This window comes from Granulibacter bethesdensis, assembly GCF_001889545.1.
GTDB lineage: Bacteria > Pseudomonadota > Alphaproteobacteria > Acetobacterales > Acetobacteraceae > Granulibacter > Granulibacter bethesdensis_B.
Genome location: NZ_CP018194.1, coordinates 2,196,794 through 2,211,611 on the forward strand (window position 1 = coordinate 2,196,794; position 14,818 = coordinate 2,211,611).

At 61.1% G+C, this 14,818-nt stretch carries 13 protein-coding genes and 1 tRNA gene; 3 read left to right on the top strand and 11 right to left on the bottom strand.

The window, feature by feature from the left end; translation table 11 throughout:
* Positions 1-62: 62 nt before the first annotated feature.
* Positions 63-1,919, bottom strand: coding sequence for a dihydroxy-acid dehydratase (ilvD, locus tag GbCGDNIH8_RS10080; RefSeq protein WP_072573083.1), 1,857 nt, complete (start codon positions 1,917-1,919; stop codon positions 63-65).
* On the opposite strand from ilvD, the gene GbCGDNIH8_RS10085 reads away from it, so the two are divergent.
* A complete protein-coding gene (locus GbCGDNIH8_RS10085) occupies positions 1,913-2,917 on the top strand; it encodes a LysR family transcriptional regulator (RefSeq protein ID WP_253736017.1) in 1,005 nt (334 codons plus the stop codon). The two genes, ilvD and GbCGDNIH8_RS10085, sit on opposite strands and share 7 nt — an antisense overlap.
* On the opposite strand, the gene GbCGDNIH8_RS10090 is transcribed toward GbCGDNIH8_RS10085, so the two are convergent.
* The 7 genes from GbCGDNIH8_RS10090 to GbCGDNIH8_RS12970 all read right to left on the bottom strand — a co-directional run bounded on the left by GbCGDNIH8_RS10090 (position 2,895) and on the right by GbCGDNIH8_RS12970 (position 9,486).
* Entirely contained in the window at positions 2,895-5,033 is a 2,139-nt protein-coding gene (locus tag GbCGDNIH8_RS10090) for a TonB-dependent siderophore receptor (protein WP_072573085.1), read from the bottom strand. The genes GbCGDNIH8_RS10085 and GbCGDNIH8_RS10090 overlap by 23 nt on opposite strands.
* 235 nt (positions 5,034-5,268) lie before the next feature.
* Positions 5,269-5,343, bottom strand: a tRNA-Met gene (locus GbCGDNIH8_RS10095).
* Positions 5,334-6,461, bottom strand: coding sequence for a tRNA 2-thiouridine(34) synthase MnmA (mnmA, locus tag GbCGDNIH8_RS10100; RefSeq protein WP_072573086.1), 1,128 nt, complete (start codon positions 6,459-6,461; stop codon positions 5,334-5,336). Before mnmA ends, GbCGDNIH8_RS10095 begins: the two co-directional genes overlap by 10 nt.
* A 6-nt stretch (positions 6,462-6,467) precedes the next feature.
* Entirely contained in the window at positions 6,468-6,797 is a 330-nt protein-coding gene (locus GbCGDNIH8_RS10105) for a ferredoxin family 2Fe-2S iron-sulfur cluster binding protein (protein ID WP_025318566.1), read from the bottom strand.
* 54 nt (positions 6,798-6,851) lie between these two features.
* Positions 6,852-8,063, bottom strand: coding sequence for a cysteine desulfurase family protein (locus GbCGDNIH8_RS10110; RefSeq protein WP_072573087.1), 1,212 nt, complete (start codon positions 8,061-8,063; stop codon positions 6,852-6,854).
* Positions 8,063-9,244, bottom strand: coding sequence for a cysteine desulfurase family protein (locus GbCGDNIH8_RS10115; RefSeq protein WP_072573088.1), 1,182 nt, complete (start codon positions 9,242-9,244; stop codon positions 8,063-8,065). The genes GbCGDNIH8_RS10110 and GbCGDNIH8_RS10115 overlap by 1 nt, the downstream gene beginning before the upstream one ends.
* 38 nt (positions 9,245-9,282) lie before the next feature.
* Entirely contained in the window at positions 9,283-9,486 is a 204-nt protein-coding gene (locus GbCGDNIH8_RS12970; protein WP_157692626.1) for a hypothetical protein, read from the bottom strand.
* A gap of 226 nt (positions 9,487-9,712) precedes the next feature.
* Between GbCGDNIH8_RS12970 and GbCGDNIH8_RS10120 the strand changes: the two genes are divergently transcribed.
* On the top strand, positions 9,713-10,378 hold the full coding sequence (locus GbCGDNIH8_RS10120) for an alpha/beta hydrolase (protein ID WP_072573089.1): 666 nt from the start codon (positions 9,713-9,715) through the stop codon (positions 10,376-10,378).
* On the opposite strand, the gene GbCGDNIH8_RS10125 is transcribed toward GbCGDNIH8_RS10120, so the two are convergent.
* A complete protein-coding gene (locus tag GbCGDNIH8_RS10125; protein ID WP_072573090.1) occupies positions 10,379-11,584 on the bottom strand; it encodes an anhydro-N-acetylmuramic acid kinase in 1,206 nt (401 codons plus the stop codon). It lies immediately after the preceding gene.
* Between the two features lie 35 nt (positions 11,585-11,619).
* Here GbCGDNIH8_RS10125 and tyrS point away from each other — a divergent pair, with 35 nt between their 5' ends.
* Entirely contained in the window at positions 11,620-12,864 is a 1,245-nt protein-coding gene (gene tyrS / locus GbCGDNIH8_RS10130; RefSeq protein ID WP_072573091.1) for a tyrosine--tRNA ligase, read from the top strand.
* A 46-nt stretch (positions 12,865-12,910) separates the two neighbouring features.
* On the opposite strand, the gene rocD is transcribed toward tyrS, so the two are convergent.
* Entirely contained in the window at positions 12,911-14,146 is a 1,236-nt protein-coding gene (gene rocD / locus GbCGDNIH8_RS10135; protein WP_072573092.1) for an ornithine--oxo-acid transaminase, read from the bottom strand.
* Between the two features lie 110 nt (positions 14,147-14,256).
* A complete protein-coding gene (locus GbCGDNIH8_RS10140; RefSeq protein WP_253736018.1) occupies positions 14,257-14,808 on the bottom strand; it encodes a nucleoside 2-deoxyribosyltransferase in 552 nt (183 codons plus the stop codon).
* Positions 14,809-14,818 lie beyond the last annotated feature (10 nt).

The following is a 14,818-nucleotide window of genomic DNA, read 5'->3' on the forward strand; positions in this document are numbered from 1 at the left end:
CCGATAAAGCTCTCCTCCCCTTTCCGCGGCTATATGGGAAGAGGAGGAGACCGCTTTTCAGATCAGCGTTTACGTTCGACCTGCGACACGTCACGCACCGCGCCACGGGCAGCATTCGTGGTCATGGCTGCATAAGCCCGCAGGGCAGGCGAGACCTTGCGCTGGCGTTCGGCGGGCTTCCATGCCGCCTCCCCCTTCGCTTCCATCTCGGCGCGACGTGCGGCCAGCACCTCATCCGGCAATTCGATGCTGATGATGCGGTTCGGAATATCGATCAGAACCGGATCGCCGGTTTCCACCAGCGCGATCAGACCGCCTTCCGCCGCTTCCGGCGAGACATGCCCGATCGACAGGCCGGAGGTGCCGCCCGAGAAACGGCCATCCGTCACCAGCGCGCAAAGCTTGCCCAGACCTTTGGATTTCAGATAGCTGGTCGGATACAGCATCTCCTGCATACCCGGCCCACCTTTCGGACCTTCATAGCGGATCACCACCACATCACCCGCCACCACCTGACCGCCGAGAATGCCGGACACCGCCGCATCCTGGCTCTCATAAACCCGGGCCGTGCCACGGAATGTCAGGATGGATTCATCCACCCCGGCGGTTTTGACGATACAGCCTTCCGGGGCGAGGTTGCCGAACAGCACTGCCAAGCCGCCATCATGCGAGAACGGATGCTCAGCGGACCGGATCACACCATTCTGGCGGTCCTCATCCACGCTATCCCACCGTGCAGACTGGCTGAACGCGACCTGTGTCGGCACGCCCCCCGGTGCAGCGCGGAAGAAGGTGCGAACTTCCTCGCTGCTGGTACGGCCAATATCCCAACGTTCCAACGCATCTTTCAGCGTCGGCGCATGCACGGTCGGGCGGGAGGCATCAAGCAGACCGGCACGCTCCAGCTCACCCAGAATAGCCATAATGCCACCGGCCCGATGCACGTCTTCCATATGCACATCAGATTTGGCAGGCGCGACCTTGCACAGGCAGGGAACCCGGCGCGACAGACGGTCAATATCGGCCATGGTGAAGTCCACGCCCGCTTCCTGAGCCGCCGCAAGCAGATGCAGCACCGTGTTGGTCGAGCCGCCCATGGCGATATCGAGGCTCATCGCATTCTCGAACGCCGCATGGGTGGCGATACCGCGCGGCGTGGCCGAGACATCATCCTGCTCGTACCACCGCCGGGCGAGATCAACGATCAGATGGCCAGCCTCCCGGAACAGTTTTTCCCGGTCGGCATGGGTCGCGAGCACGGAACCATTGCCCGGCAGGGACAGGCCCAGCGCCTCGGTCAGGCAGTTCATGGAATTGGCGGTGAACATACCGGAACATGACCCGCAGGTCGGACAGGCCGAGCGCTCGACAGCCTGAACCTCTTCATCCGTGTAGGATTCATCCGCCGCCACGACCATGGCATCGACCAGATCGAGCGCGCGCTTCGCCCCTTTCACCACGGTCTTTCCGGCCTCCATCGGACCACCGGAGACGAACACCGACGGAATGTTCAGTCGCATGGCGGCCATCAGCATGCCGGGCGTGATCTTGTCACAGTTGGAGATGCAGACCATCGCATCGGCACAATGGGCGTTCACCATATATTCGACACTGTCGGCAATCAGCTCGCGGCTCGGGAGGGAGTAGAGCATACCGTCATGTCCCATCGCGATCCCGTCATCGACCGCGATGGTATTGAATTCCTTGGCGACGCCGCCGGCGGCCTCGATTTCCCGCGCCACCAGCTGGCCGAGATCCTTCAGATGCACGTGGCCCGGCACAAACTGGGTGAAGCTGTTGACGACCGCGATAATAGGCTTGCCGAAATCACCATCCTTCATGCCGGTCGCGCGCCAGAGTCCGCGTGCGCCCGCCATATTGCGGCCATGGGTGGTGGTCCGGGATCGATACTGTGGCATGGTTCGAACCTTGGAAATGTTCCGCCCCTCATACGCCGTTTTCCAGAGTAGGAAAAATCTATTATTCTGCTTCCATTCAGTCGCTGGAGATATCACTGATGGAGGCCCGGCAGCTCCGGCATTTTCTGACGGTCGCGGAAACGCTGCATTTCGGGCGGGCCGCCGAGCGTCTGAACATGACACAGCCACCGCTGAGCCAGTCCATTCTGGCGCTGGAACGGCAATTGGGAGCGGCGCTGTTCATCCGCTCCCGCCGCAGCGTGGCGTTAAGCCCGTTCGGCCAGCAATGGCTGCCGCATGTCCGCGCCGCGCTGGCCTCGCTGGAAGCACTGCCCGGCATCGCGCGCCGCCTGCGGGACGGAGAAGCCGGACGGCTGGAACTGTCTTTCGTCAGCACAGCGGATTACAGCATCCTGCCATCCCTGGTGCGCCGGTATGCGGCGTTGTACCCGGATGTGGAGATCGTCCTCACCGAGGCCACCAGTGACGTCCAGATCGATGCCCTGCTGAACGGCAGAGGTCATGCCGGGATCGTCATCCATCCCGATCGCAGCACATTACCGGGCGCGCTGGCGTATCACCCCCTGACGCGGGAAAAACTGATCGCGGCTGTACCGGATAACAGTCCCGACCTTTCGCCCCATGCCATCATGCAGTCGCCGCTGATCATCTTTCCCCGACACTCCGCACCGGCTTTCTACGATCTGGTCACGCACTACCACGCCACACATGGCGGAGGAGCCGCCATCGCTCAGGAGGCGATCCAGATGCAGACGATCATCAGCCTCGTCTCGGCAGGGATGGGGATCGCGCTCGTGCCGGCCTCCCTGCGCCACCTCGCCCGGACAGGTGTGCGCTATGTCGATCTGAAGGAGGATGCGCCGATCCTGGAAACCGGCATGATCTGGCGCCGTGATGACACAGCGCCGATCCTGTCACGCCTGCTGGAAGTCGCGCAGGACATGTCAGAGCAGACTACCAGCGATAACCAAGCGTAGCGAACACGGCACGGCCCGTCGCATAGTAGCAGCTCGTCATCCGCACACAGCCAGCCACGATACGACGATCCGCCAGATTGGTCGCATTGACCTGCAACCGCCAGCGATCCATTTCCACCCGCGCCGTCAGGTCGAACTGCACCGAACTCGGGACATTGAACGTATTCGGCACAGCCCCCGATGTCTCGCCATTATAGCGGACACCACTGCCGAGCGCGAAATTCCAGCGTTCAGAAACCGGAAATTCCTTTTCCATATACAGGCTCGCCATATGGCTCGGCACGAAAACAGGGCGTGATCCGGTCGCTCCTTTTTCGTTGCTGCTGGTGATCAGCGGTTCCTGATAGGTCAGGGCAGCAATCATCCGCAGGGTTGGGGTCAGATTGCCAGTCGCCTCCGCTTCAGCACCGCGCGTGCGGATTTCTCCTGTCTGGATCGAGAAATTGGCGTTGTTCGGATCAGGCGTCAGAACATTCTGCTGGGTCAGATCAAATGCATCAACCGTGAACATGATGTCGCGATGCACCGGCTTGTATTTGATGCCGACCTCTACCTGATTACCCGTGGTCGGCACATAGCTGTTACCAACCCGATCCACCCCCGTCTGCGGCTGGAACGAAGTGGCATAGGTCACATACGGCGACAGGCCATTATCGGCCGCATACAGCAGTCCGGCGCGATAGCTGAAATGCGTCGGATCGCTGTTCTGCGTGGAGCGGTTTTTGTTGTTGGTCAGACTGTCAGAAACAAAATCCTCACGCCCTGTCAGGGTCAGGCGCCAGTGCTGCCAGGCGATCTGATCCTGCACATAAACGCCGGTCTGAATCTGGGTCTCATTGGTGTTGATCGTCGATGCATAGGCCGGAGCCTTCACACTGCGATAGACAGGCGCATAAAGATCCAGCGATGGCCCCGTTCCCTGCCCACGGCGTATGGAGATGAACTGGGTCGTGATATTCACACCCGTCAGCAGATCATGCGTGACAGGGCCGGTCGCAAAATGCACTTCTGACTGATTATCGACGGCCAGCGTGTTGAACATGTTCAACTGCTGCTGCGCCTGCCGCGTAATACTGCGCTGATTGGCGGCAAGGCCGGTGGTGGTCACAGTGCGATAATTCAGATCCTCATGCATGAAACGGAGATTCTGCCGCAGGGTCCAGCGATCCGTCACATGATGCTCGGCGAGATACCCCACCGAAACCTCGCGCTTCGAATAGACATCATAATTCGGATCGCCGGTATTCAGACTTTGCCGGATATAGCCGTAGCGACTTGGAAACACCGTACCAATAGCGGGCAGAAACTGGGCCGCCGATCCGGCATCGATCTGCATATAACTGGACAGAAAGGTGACTGTCGTTTTCTCACCGGCCCATTTCACCGACGGCGCAACATAGATCCGGTTGTTCAGGATATTATCGACAAACGTATCTGATTTGCGCATCAGCCCGTTCAGCCGCCACAGCCAGGAACCATCGTCAGTCAGCCGGCCACCCAGATCGGCAGCCCCCTGAATACGGTTGAAAGAACCACCCTGCACCTGCACCTCGTTGGTATGATCAAGACGAGGCTGTTTGCTGACCGCATTGATGATACCGCCCAGCTGGCCGGAACCGTACAACGCTGCATTGGCTCCCCGCAGCACGTCAATCCGTTCCAACCCGTACGGCTCCAGATCGAAAGTCTGCGATGCACTGGCCAGCGGCAGTTTCAGCCCATCCAGGTAGGTATCAGGCGTAAAGCCGCGGATCGTGCCGCCGAAACCACGCGGATCGTCCCGGCCACCAACATCCGTAACACCGGCCGTATAACGCATTGCCTCGGCAATGCTGCGGATGTTCAGATCTTCCAGCCTGTCACGCGTGATGACCGTGACATTCTGCGATGTCTGCATCAGGGGCGTATCGGTTTTCGTGGCCGCAACACTTTTGCGGGCCAGAAATCCCTTGACCGGTCCCAGCGCCGTTTCCTGCTGTCCCGATACATTGAGCTGCGGCAGTGCCCCTGCCTCCTGCGCATGCGCCGAAATCCATGGAAACCCCACCGCAAGGCAAACAGATCCAAATACACAACCCGCGTTACGTATCCTGATGCGCTGAGACAACGGTTTCATGTCATCATTCCCGAATTGATCGGGCGGGTCATAATGATAATGAGAAATATTCTCAATAAATTATTTTGAGAACGCATCAATGTATCTGAAACATGGCTATATCACCGCCTGTCTTGTCAGACGCACATTAGGAAACAGACAGTCATGCAGGACGCTAAAAGCGCAGCAATGCAGACAATAACATGCTGGATTGGGCCATCCACCGCAGAAACACGGCAAGACCATGCATGAAACCTGGTAGCGGTGGACGGATTTGAACCGCCGACCAAGGGATTATGATTCCCCTGCTCTACCGCTGAGCTACACCGCCAGGTTGGGGGCCGCTGATACCGCCGTACCGGCTGGTACGTCAATCACCTGAGAGACAGATTTACGAATAAATCCACCCCCCAGAACCCGGTCCCCATCATAGAATACACAGGCCTGTCCCGGCGCGGGCAAAGCTTCGGTTTCCAGTATTACCTCAACACCGCTCTCGATCACCCGGACTGTCGCCGGATGCGGCGTTTCCCGCGCCCTCAGCTTGACCATGCAGGAGATGGGGGCAACAGGCGGGGTCATCAACCAGTTGACTTCAGAAAGCACGATGCGGCGCTGGGCTGTGCCGGCAGGCCCCACCACCACGCGGCGGCTGCCCGCATCCAGTGATACCACCACATGGCGCACTCCACCGATCATCGCCGCATTGCCGAGGCGCTTCGCCTGACCGATCGTATAGCGCCCCACACCTTCATGCTGTCCCAGCACATGGCCATCCCGGTCCACAATCTCTCCCGGCTCCAGCGCATCAGGGCGGAAACGGGCCACGACATCGGCATAGGTGCCAGCCGGAACGAAGCAGATATCCTGACTGTCCGGCTTACGTGCCACCGCCAGCCCCAACCGCTCGGCATGGGCGCGCACGTCATCCTTGCTTTCCATTCCCCCCAGCGGGAACAGGCTGACATCCAGCTGATCCCGCGTGGTGGCGAACAGAAACCAGCTCTGATCGCGGGAAAGATCGACCGCGCGATGCAGTTCCGCTCCGTCCGGTCCGTCAATACGCCGCACATAATGGCCGGTCGCCAGACGCTCCGCCCCCAGATCACGCATCAGGGTGGTCAGATCGGCGAATTTGACCGTCTGGTTGCAGCGGATGCACGGAACAGGGGTTTCCCCTGCGGCATAGGCATCAGCAAAATCAGCCATCACCGCATTGCGAAAGCGTTCTTCCGCATCAATCACGTAATGCGGGAAGCCAAGCCGGTCAGCGACCCGCCTGGCATCGTAAATATCCTGCCCGGCGCAGCAGGCTCCTTTCCGCTTCGCCGCCGCTCCGTGATCATAGAGTTGCAGCGTCACGCCGATCACCTCGTGCCCGGCCTCCTGAAGCAATCCGGCGACGACGGAGCTGTCAACCCCGCCGGACATCGCGACCAGGACACGCATCGGTGATCAGCCTCCGGCGTTACGGCTGCCGGATGGCAGGCGCACGACCAGCCCGTCCAGAGCCTCGGTCATCACCAGCTGGCAGCCGAGGCGGGAGGTTTTCTGCAGGCCGAATGCCAGATCAAGCATGTCTTCCTCATCCTCGGTCGGCTGTTCCAGACGGTCGAACCATTCCGGATCAACGATCACATGGCAGGTCGAACAGGCCAGCGATCCTTCGCATGCGCCTTCAATATCCACGCCATGCTTATGGGCGATCTCCAGCACGGACAAACCAGCGGGGGCATCAACTTCCCGGTGCGTGCCATCCTGTTCGACGAAAGTCATCTTGGGCATTGCGTCTCGTTTCCGCATTCTTGTCGCACCCGGCACAGGCCGGGCGGCTGGGTCTCAAGTGGCGTCCTGACACAGAGAAATGGAGAGACCATCCCGCCACACCTGTGCCAGCGCGGCAACCGCGCGATCCACATCCGCGGCGGAGGTATAGCGTCCGATGCCAAGGCGCAAGCTTCGTGCCGCCTGCGCCCCGCTCACCCCCATTGCACGAAGCACATAGGATGGCTCAACCTCCGCGGATGTACAGGCGGAACCGGTGGACATCGCCAGCCATGGCAGCGCGGCCATAACCTGCTGCGCTGTCCTGTCTCTCGCAATATCAGGGGGAAAAGCCACGTTCAGATTGCCCGCCACCCGCTGTTCGAGGGAACCATTGACGCTCACCCCCGGCACAGCCTGCCGCAGAAGGGACAGCAGACGATCCCGCAGCCCGGCGATACGCACGGCTTCGGCCTCCCCTTCCTGACGGGCAATGGCGCAGGCCGCGCCGAACCCCACGATCAACGGCGCGGGCAGGGTGCCGGAGCGCAAGCCGCGCTCCTGCCCGCCGCCGGAGAAAAGCGGCTCCAACCGTATGCGCGGGCGGCGGCGCACATACAGCGCTCCGATCCCTTTCGGGCCATACATTTTATGGGCGCTCAACGACATCAGATCGATCCGCGCCTCGCCACTGCCGACCGAAAACGGGATTTTCCCGGCGGCCTGCGCCGCATCCGTATGAAACAGGGCCCCCCGCTCATGCGCCAGACGGGACAGGGTGGCGATATCCTGAATCACACCCGTCTCATTATTGACCGTCATCACGCTGACCAGCAACGCAGGCAGCGTCAGCGCCTCCCGCAATACCTGCGGGTCAAGCAGCCCGTCAGCCCCGACCGGCAGGATCACCGGCTCGAACCCTTCCCGCGCCAGATCATGAACGGATTCCAGAACGCATTTATGCTCGGTGGCCACGGTGATGATGCGGCGAGGCGCAGATGGCGCATGATGCAGGGCAAAGCGGGCCGCACCCTTGATTGCCAGATTATTGGCCTCGGTCGCACCGGAGGTGAACACGATCTCCCTCGCCTCCGCGCCGATCAGCGCCGCCACGCTGTCCCGGGCCTGCTCTACCAGGCCAGCGACCTTCTGACCGGATTCATGAGCGGTGCTGTGCGGATTGGCTGACATCTCCGTCCATAAGGGCACCATCGCCTGCACAACACGTGGATCGCAGGGCGTCGTCGCCTGATAATCAAGATAAAGGGGCGTGTCCGGCAAACTCATCACCGGGCCGATATGGGATGAGACACAGAGAAAGGAAAGGGCGAAGAAGACGGCTCTGCCCTCAACCGGGCAGCCATGGTGGCATAGGCATCCATAAATGCCTGCACCTCCACCTCTGTCACGTTCCATGGCAACGAGACCCGGATTGCCTCCCCCGCCTGCTGCCCGAACCCCATCGCCGCCAGCACATGACTGCGTGATACCTTGCCGGAACTGCACGCAGAGCCGGCTGAAACCTGGATACCGGCCAGATCAAGCGCCATGACCTGACGATGTGCCGCCACACCGGGCAGGATCAGACATGAGGTGTTGGGCAAACGTCCCAGCCTCGCGCCTCCACCTGCCACCACCGCCCCTGCCAGGGTGGCCGCCTGTTCCAGCCTGTCTCTCAATTCAATCAGTCGGGCGGACGCTCCTCTTTGCTCATCCGGAGACAGAGTCTGCATGGCCGCACGGGCAGCCGCAGCAAAAGCGCTGATCGCCGGCAAGGCCGGAGTGCCGCCGCGCCAGCCTCTCTCCTGACCACCCCCTTTCATCAGCGGCCTGACATCCCGATGCGCCGCATCACGCAGCAGCAGTGCGCCAACCCCCGGAACGCCTCCCAGCTTATGCGCAGACAAAGCCATGCTGTCCGCATCCAGCGTCCTCATCGACACCTCCATCCGACCAGCCGCCTGCGCAGCATCAACATGCAGAAATGCGCCATACTGGCGGCAGAGCACGGCAGCCTGCGCCACCGGCTGGATGACACCCGTCTCGTTATTGGCGAGCATGAGGCACACCAGAGCCTGGCCGCCCTGCGCCAGCCGCGCTTCCAGATCATGCAGATCAGTCACACCTTCGTGATCAATACCAATCATTTCCGCATCAGGGCGACAGGACAGCAAAGCAGGATGCTCCGTCGCACCGAGGAGCAAACGACGGCCGACCCCCAGCACATGCACGGCAAGACTGTCCGCCTCCGTACCGCCGGAGGTGAAAATCACCTCATCAGGCCCGGCTCCATAGAGCATCGCCAGAGTTTCACGAGCCGTTTCCTGCCGGTCTCTCGCCCGCCGCCCTGCACGATGCAGCGAAGATGGATTGCCCGGCTCCCGGACCGCATCCTGCCATGCCGTTACTGCCTCCGGGCGTACCGGCTCAGAAGCATTCGCATCCAGATAAACTGACAGCGGTACCACGACTCTCGACTCCCTTTGCGGTCTGCCGGAACGGAAAATCAGTCATCAGGCAGCCATAGCAGGACAGGCAGGCCACAATTTAATGGCTTATTCATGTGCTTTTTGTTAGCAAAAGTGACTGCTGGTACAATATGATGGTCAAACAGGGCTGCTGCTTGCAGCAGGATAATAGAATAGCAAAAGGAAAAAGGGACGGTACAGTGGCCGCAGAAACGCTCGCCGTTGCCGGGTTCGCGGGACATCCTGGTCCTTCACGTCCGCTTCCGGTTCAGACATTCGCACCGCTACAGAACCAGATATCCCGATCGCATCCTAAAAATATTAGGTCAGACCCCGATACGTGACGGCACCGTCATGTGACGGCTGGCCTTAATATCCAGCAAACATATGTCCGGAGCAACCGGATAATGATGGCCTCGGCGCGTGCCCGTTGCACGCAGTCGATCAGAGAACGGAATTAAACTGCTCATGCCTGAGGTAATGTTCGCCGGCCCCGATGGTCGGCTCGAAGGTCGTTACCACCATTGCAAGGAAGCGGGCGCGCCGCTCGCCCTGATACTTCATCCCCATCCGTTGCACGGGGGGACAATGAATAACCGAATCACCTATAGCATGTACCAGTCGTTTCAGCGACTGGGCTTTTCCGTGATGCGCTTCAACTTCCGCGGTGTCGGTCGCAGCCAGGGCCGGTATGATGGCGGGATTGGTGAAATTGGTGATGCCGCCGGGGCGCTGGACTGGATGCAGTCTGTCAACCCGAACCACGGCAGGCTGTGGATCGCCGGCTACTCCTTCGGTGCCTTCATTGGCATGCAGTTGCTGATGCGCCGCCCGGAAATCTCCGGATGGGTCAGTGTTGCCCCGCCTGCCAATCATTATGATTTCGGCTTCCTTGCCCCCTGCCCCTGCGGCGGTCTGATGCTGCATGGCGATGCGGACGAGCTGGTGCCGGAACCCGCCGTGCGCAAGCTGGTGGACAAGCTGAACACCCAGAAAAATGTAGACGTCGATTACCGCGTGTTCAAAGGTGCGGATCACGTTTTCGCCTCCCATGCCGAAAAAGTCTCCGAAGCGGTCGAGGAGTATGTCGGTCGCTCCATCGGCGCACGCCCCATGGCGCTGGCGGCTGACTGATTAAAAATTCTGCTTCCCGGTCAAACTGGGCTGGCTCAGACTGGGCTGGCTCAGCTTGGTCTGGGCGGGGGAGAGACTGACCAGCCTGCCTCCGCTGATTGGCGTTTTCACACCGGTTGTCGCCGGTTCACTCAATGGCAATCCCCGGACGCTTCGTACCGCCAGATAGCCGAAGCACTGCGCTTCCAGCGCATCCCCATCCCATCCGAACGCCTCCCCCGCATAGACAGGCGCAGCGAGCCGCTCCCGCAGGGCCTCCATGATCGCCGGATTGCGACGCCCGCCCCCCACAATGATCCAGCCGCCCGGTTCCCGCCCCGGCCAGATCAGGGCCGCAATGGATGCCGCGATAAAGGCCGTGAGCGTTGCCGCGCCATCTCCGGCGGAAAGGTCATGCACACCGCTTTCCGTCAGACTGTGCGAAAAATCCAGCCGATCCAGTGATTTCGGCGGAGACTGGCGGAAAAACGGAGCCGTCAGCAGCCGGGCCAGCACGGCCTGATCCACACGCCCCGACCGCGCCAATGCTCCATCACAATCGCATTCCTGCCCGGTATGAAGGGTGGCCCAGTCATCCAGCGGGCCATTGCCCGGCCCTGCATCGGAAGCCAACAACGTGCCATCCCGCCCGATCAACGTGACATTGCTGACACCACCGATATTCAGCACCGCGATATAATCGGCACCATGCCATGCCGCCTCCGGCAGATCCTGCGCCAGCGCACGATGAAACAGCGGCACTAACGGCGCACCCTGCCCCCCTGCCTGCATATCGGCTGAGCGGAAATCATAGACCACATCAATCCCGGTCAGCCGGGCCAGCAAGGCGGCATCGCCAATCTGCCAGGTCCACCCCTCCTGCGGACGATGCAGAACAGTTTGGCCGTGAAACCCGATCAGATCCGCGCTGACGCCCAGTGCCTTCACGGCATCGGCATGGCGTTCCGTCAGGCGGCGCTCGACATCATGCAAAAAAGGGTCATACGCCCCCTTCACGAGACCCGGCGCAATATCCAGCAAACGCCGCAGATCAGCCCGTAATCCCGGATCATAAGGAAAGGTCACTGCGGGACCATAGCCGGTGATGCTCACCCCGTCTGTCTCGATCACCGCCGCATCGACGCCGTCGAGAGACGTCCCGCTCATCAGCCCGATGGCGCAGAGAGGAGGAGACATATTCTGCGGCTGCGTTGCATCAGCGGCCATTCACCCGCGCCTTTTCCCGTGCTAACCCGCGCATCATGTCACGCAGCGCATTTCTTCGCGAGGCCGAGGCCCGCGGTTTCCTGTTCCAGTGCACCGATCAGGAGGCTCTGGACAACGCCCTCAGCAGCGGCACGGTCAGCGCCTATACGGGCTTCGACTGCACCGCCGACAGCCTGCATGTCGGGCATATGATGCAGATCATGCTGCTGCGCCTGTTGCAGCGGCACGGACACCGGCCCGTCGTTCTGCTGGGCGGCGGCACCACGCGGATCGGCGATCCTTCCTTCCGCGAGGAAGCCCGTCAGCTTCTGACCGATGCGCAGATTACCGCCAATATGGATGGTATCCGCGCCAATATCGAGCCATTCCTGACTTTCGGCACCGGCCCCACCGATGCCACGCTGGTGAACAATGCCGACTGGCTGGACACGCTCGGCTATATCGAGATCCTGCGGGAGGTCGGTGTTCATTTCAGCATCAACCGCATGCTGTCCTTCGACAGCGTCCGCACCCGGCTGGAGCGCGAACAGGGACTGACCTTTCTGGAGTTCAACTACTCCATCCTGCAAAGCTATGATTTCCGGGAACTGAACCGTCGCCTCGGCGTGACGCTGCAATTCGGTGGCTCCGATCAATGGAGCAACATCATCTCCGGCGTTGATCTGGTCCGCCGCACGGATGGCAAGCAGGTTTTCGGCTTCACCGCGCCCCTAGTCACCACCGCATCAGGTGCGAAAATGGGCAAGACTGCGAAAGGCGCGGTCTGGCTGACGGCGGAAAAGCTCAGCCCGTATGATTACTGGCAGTTCTGGCGCAATACCGAGGATGCGGATGTCGGCCGCTTCCTGCGCCTGTTCACCGAACTGCCGCTGGACGAGATCGACCGTCTCGCTGCCCTGCAAGGCGCGGAGATCAACGAGGCCAAGAAAATCCTCGCCACCGAAGCAACGGCGATCCTGCATGGCCGTGCGGCGGCAGAAGGCGCAGCGGAGACTGCCCGCCGCGCCTTTGAGCAGGGCGAGGCCGCCGACACACTGCCCGGCGTCGAGATCAGTGCCACCGAGCTGGCGGAAGGGCTGCCGATCCTGCGTGCCCTGACGGTCGCGGGCCTGGCTCAGTCCAATGGCGAGGCTCGTCGCCTGATCCGTGGCGGTGGCGCGCGCGTCAATAACGAGGCTGTCACGGATGAAATGCTGAAACTCTCCCCATCGGATTTGCAGGACGGGGCGATCAAGCTTTCAGCCGGGCGCAAACAGCATCGCCTGCTGAAGCCGGTCTGAAGCACCGGCTCCGGTCAGGCTCCTCTGCCTGACCGGAGCCGGGCAATCACCGCGCCAGCACGGCGTGGAAATGATCCAGCGCCCAGTCCGCCTGATCCCGTGTCAGCACCAGCGGCGGCGCGATACGGATCGTATGGTCATGCGTTTCCTTGCAGAGCACGCCGCGTGTCTGCAACTGCTCGCAGATGCGGCGCGCGCCCCCGGCATCGGGGTGCAACTCCACCGCCAGCATCAGGCCACGCCCGCGCACCTCCCTGATGATCGCACCACCGATGGAGCGCAGACCGCTCAGCAGATGCGCGCCGATCACAGCGGCATTCTCGATCATGCCTTCCTCGGTCAGCACCCGCAGCGCCGCACGGGCCACCGCGCAAGCCAGCGGATTGCCACCGAACGTGCTGCCATGCTCGCCAGGATGCAGAACCCCCAGCACCTCATCGGTCGAAAGCACAGCCGAAACCGGATAAAAACCGCCCGACAATGCCTTGCCCAGCAGGGTCACATCCGCCTCGACCCCTTCATGCTCCTCAGCCAGCAACTTGCCGGTGCGACCGAGGCCGGTCTGAATTTCGTCCAGAATCATCAACACGCGATGGCGGGTGCAAAGGGCGCGGGCAGCCCGCAGATAGCCGTCCGGCGGAATGATCACCCCGGCCTCACCCTGAATTGGCTCGGCCATGAAGGCCACCGTATTCGGGCCGATCGCCGCTTCCAATGCGGTGATATCGCCATAAGGCACAACCCGGAAACCCGGTGTGAACGGTCCAAATTCGCGTCGGGCCGTCTCATCGGTGCTGAAGCTGACAATAGACGTGGTGCGGCCATGGAAATTCTCGGCACAGACGATGATCTCCGCCTGACCATCCGGCACACCCTTGATCTGATAGCCCCATTTGCGGGCTACCTTGATAGCGCTTTCCACCGCCTCGGCCCCGGAATTCATCGGCAGCACCCGGTGGGAGCGGGTCAGCGTGCACAGCTCCTCATAAAACGGAGCCAGCTGATCATTGCCGAAAGCACGGGACGTCAGAGTCAGAACCGAAGCCTGAGCCGTCATCGCCTCAAGAATTTTCGGGTGGCAATGACCCTGATTGACGGCGGAATAGGCAGAGAGACAGTCCAGATAACGCTTACCCTCCACATCCCAGACCCAGACGCCTTCCCCACGGGTCAGCACCACTGGCAGCGGCTTATAATTGCGCGCGCCATAGACGGCTTCCCTGGCCAGAAAATCCTGATTGGTCCGTGTGGAACTGGCGGTGGCCGCCAGAATGTCGCTCATCGGTGGTGATCCCCGTTTTACAGTACGGTTATACAGAACAACCGCACCTCAAGGGGACGCTTCATAATCCCCCCTCCCGCAAAAGCCGACCAAAAAATACGCTGAGCTGCTCAGACAGGAGCCATGCCATATCGCGCTGCGACCAGCGCCACACAGCGTTCGAAAATATCAAGACAGGCGAAATCCCGACTCTGCCCATCCTCCGGCAGTACCAGGGCGATACCCTGTTCTTCCAGCAGACCCGGTATCATCAGATTATCTGGCAGACCGAAATCCTCTACCTCCATACCCGCTACAGGATCGGGCCAGCGGGTGATATGGGCGTAGCTGCGGGATGCGAAGGACGCGACATCGTTGCTGTAACCGTAAACAGGCCGTCCTTTGCCACCGAACCAGCCCAGTTCCACCAGCGTTCCTGCATCCGCCGAAGCGCCCCGAAACGGGGTCAGATTGGCGATCACGATGTCGCAGGCCTCCATCATCACCAGATTGGCCTGAAAAATCCGTTCCCATGGTGGCAGCTTGATTGTGCCACTCTCGGCCACCGGCGCGCGGGCATGCAACCCGTAATGCTCACAAATGGCGATCTTGCGGGCCGCGCGCTCCGGCGCATCGGGCATGAAGACATCAGGCCCGGCAAGATAGGCAATCGGTCGGCGCAACAGAAATACT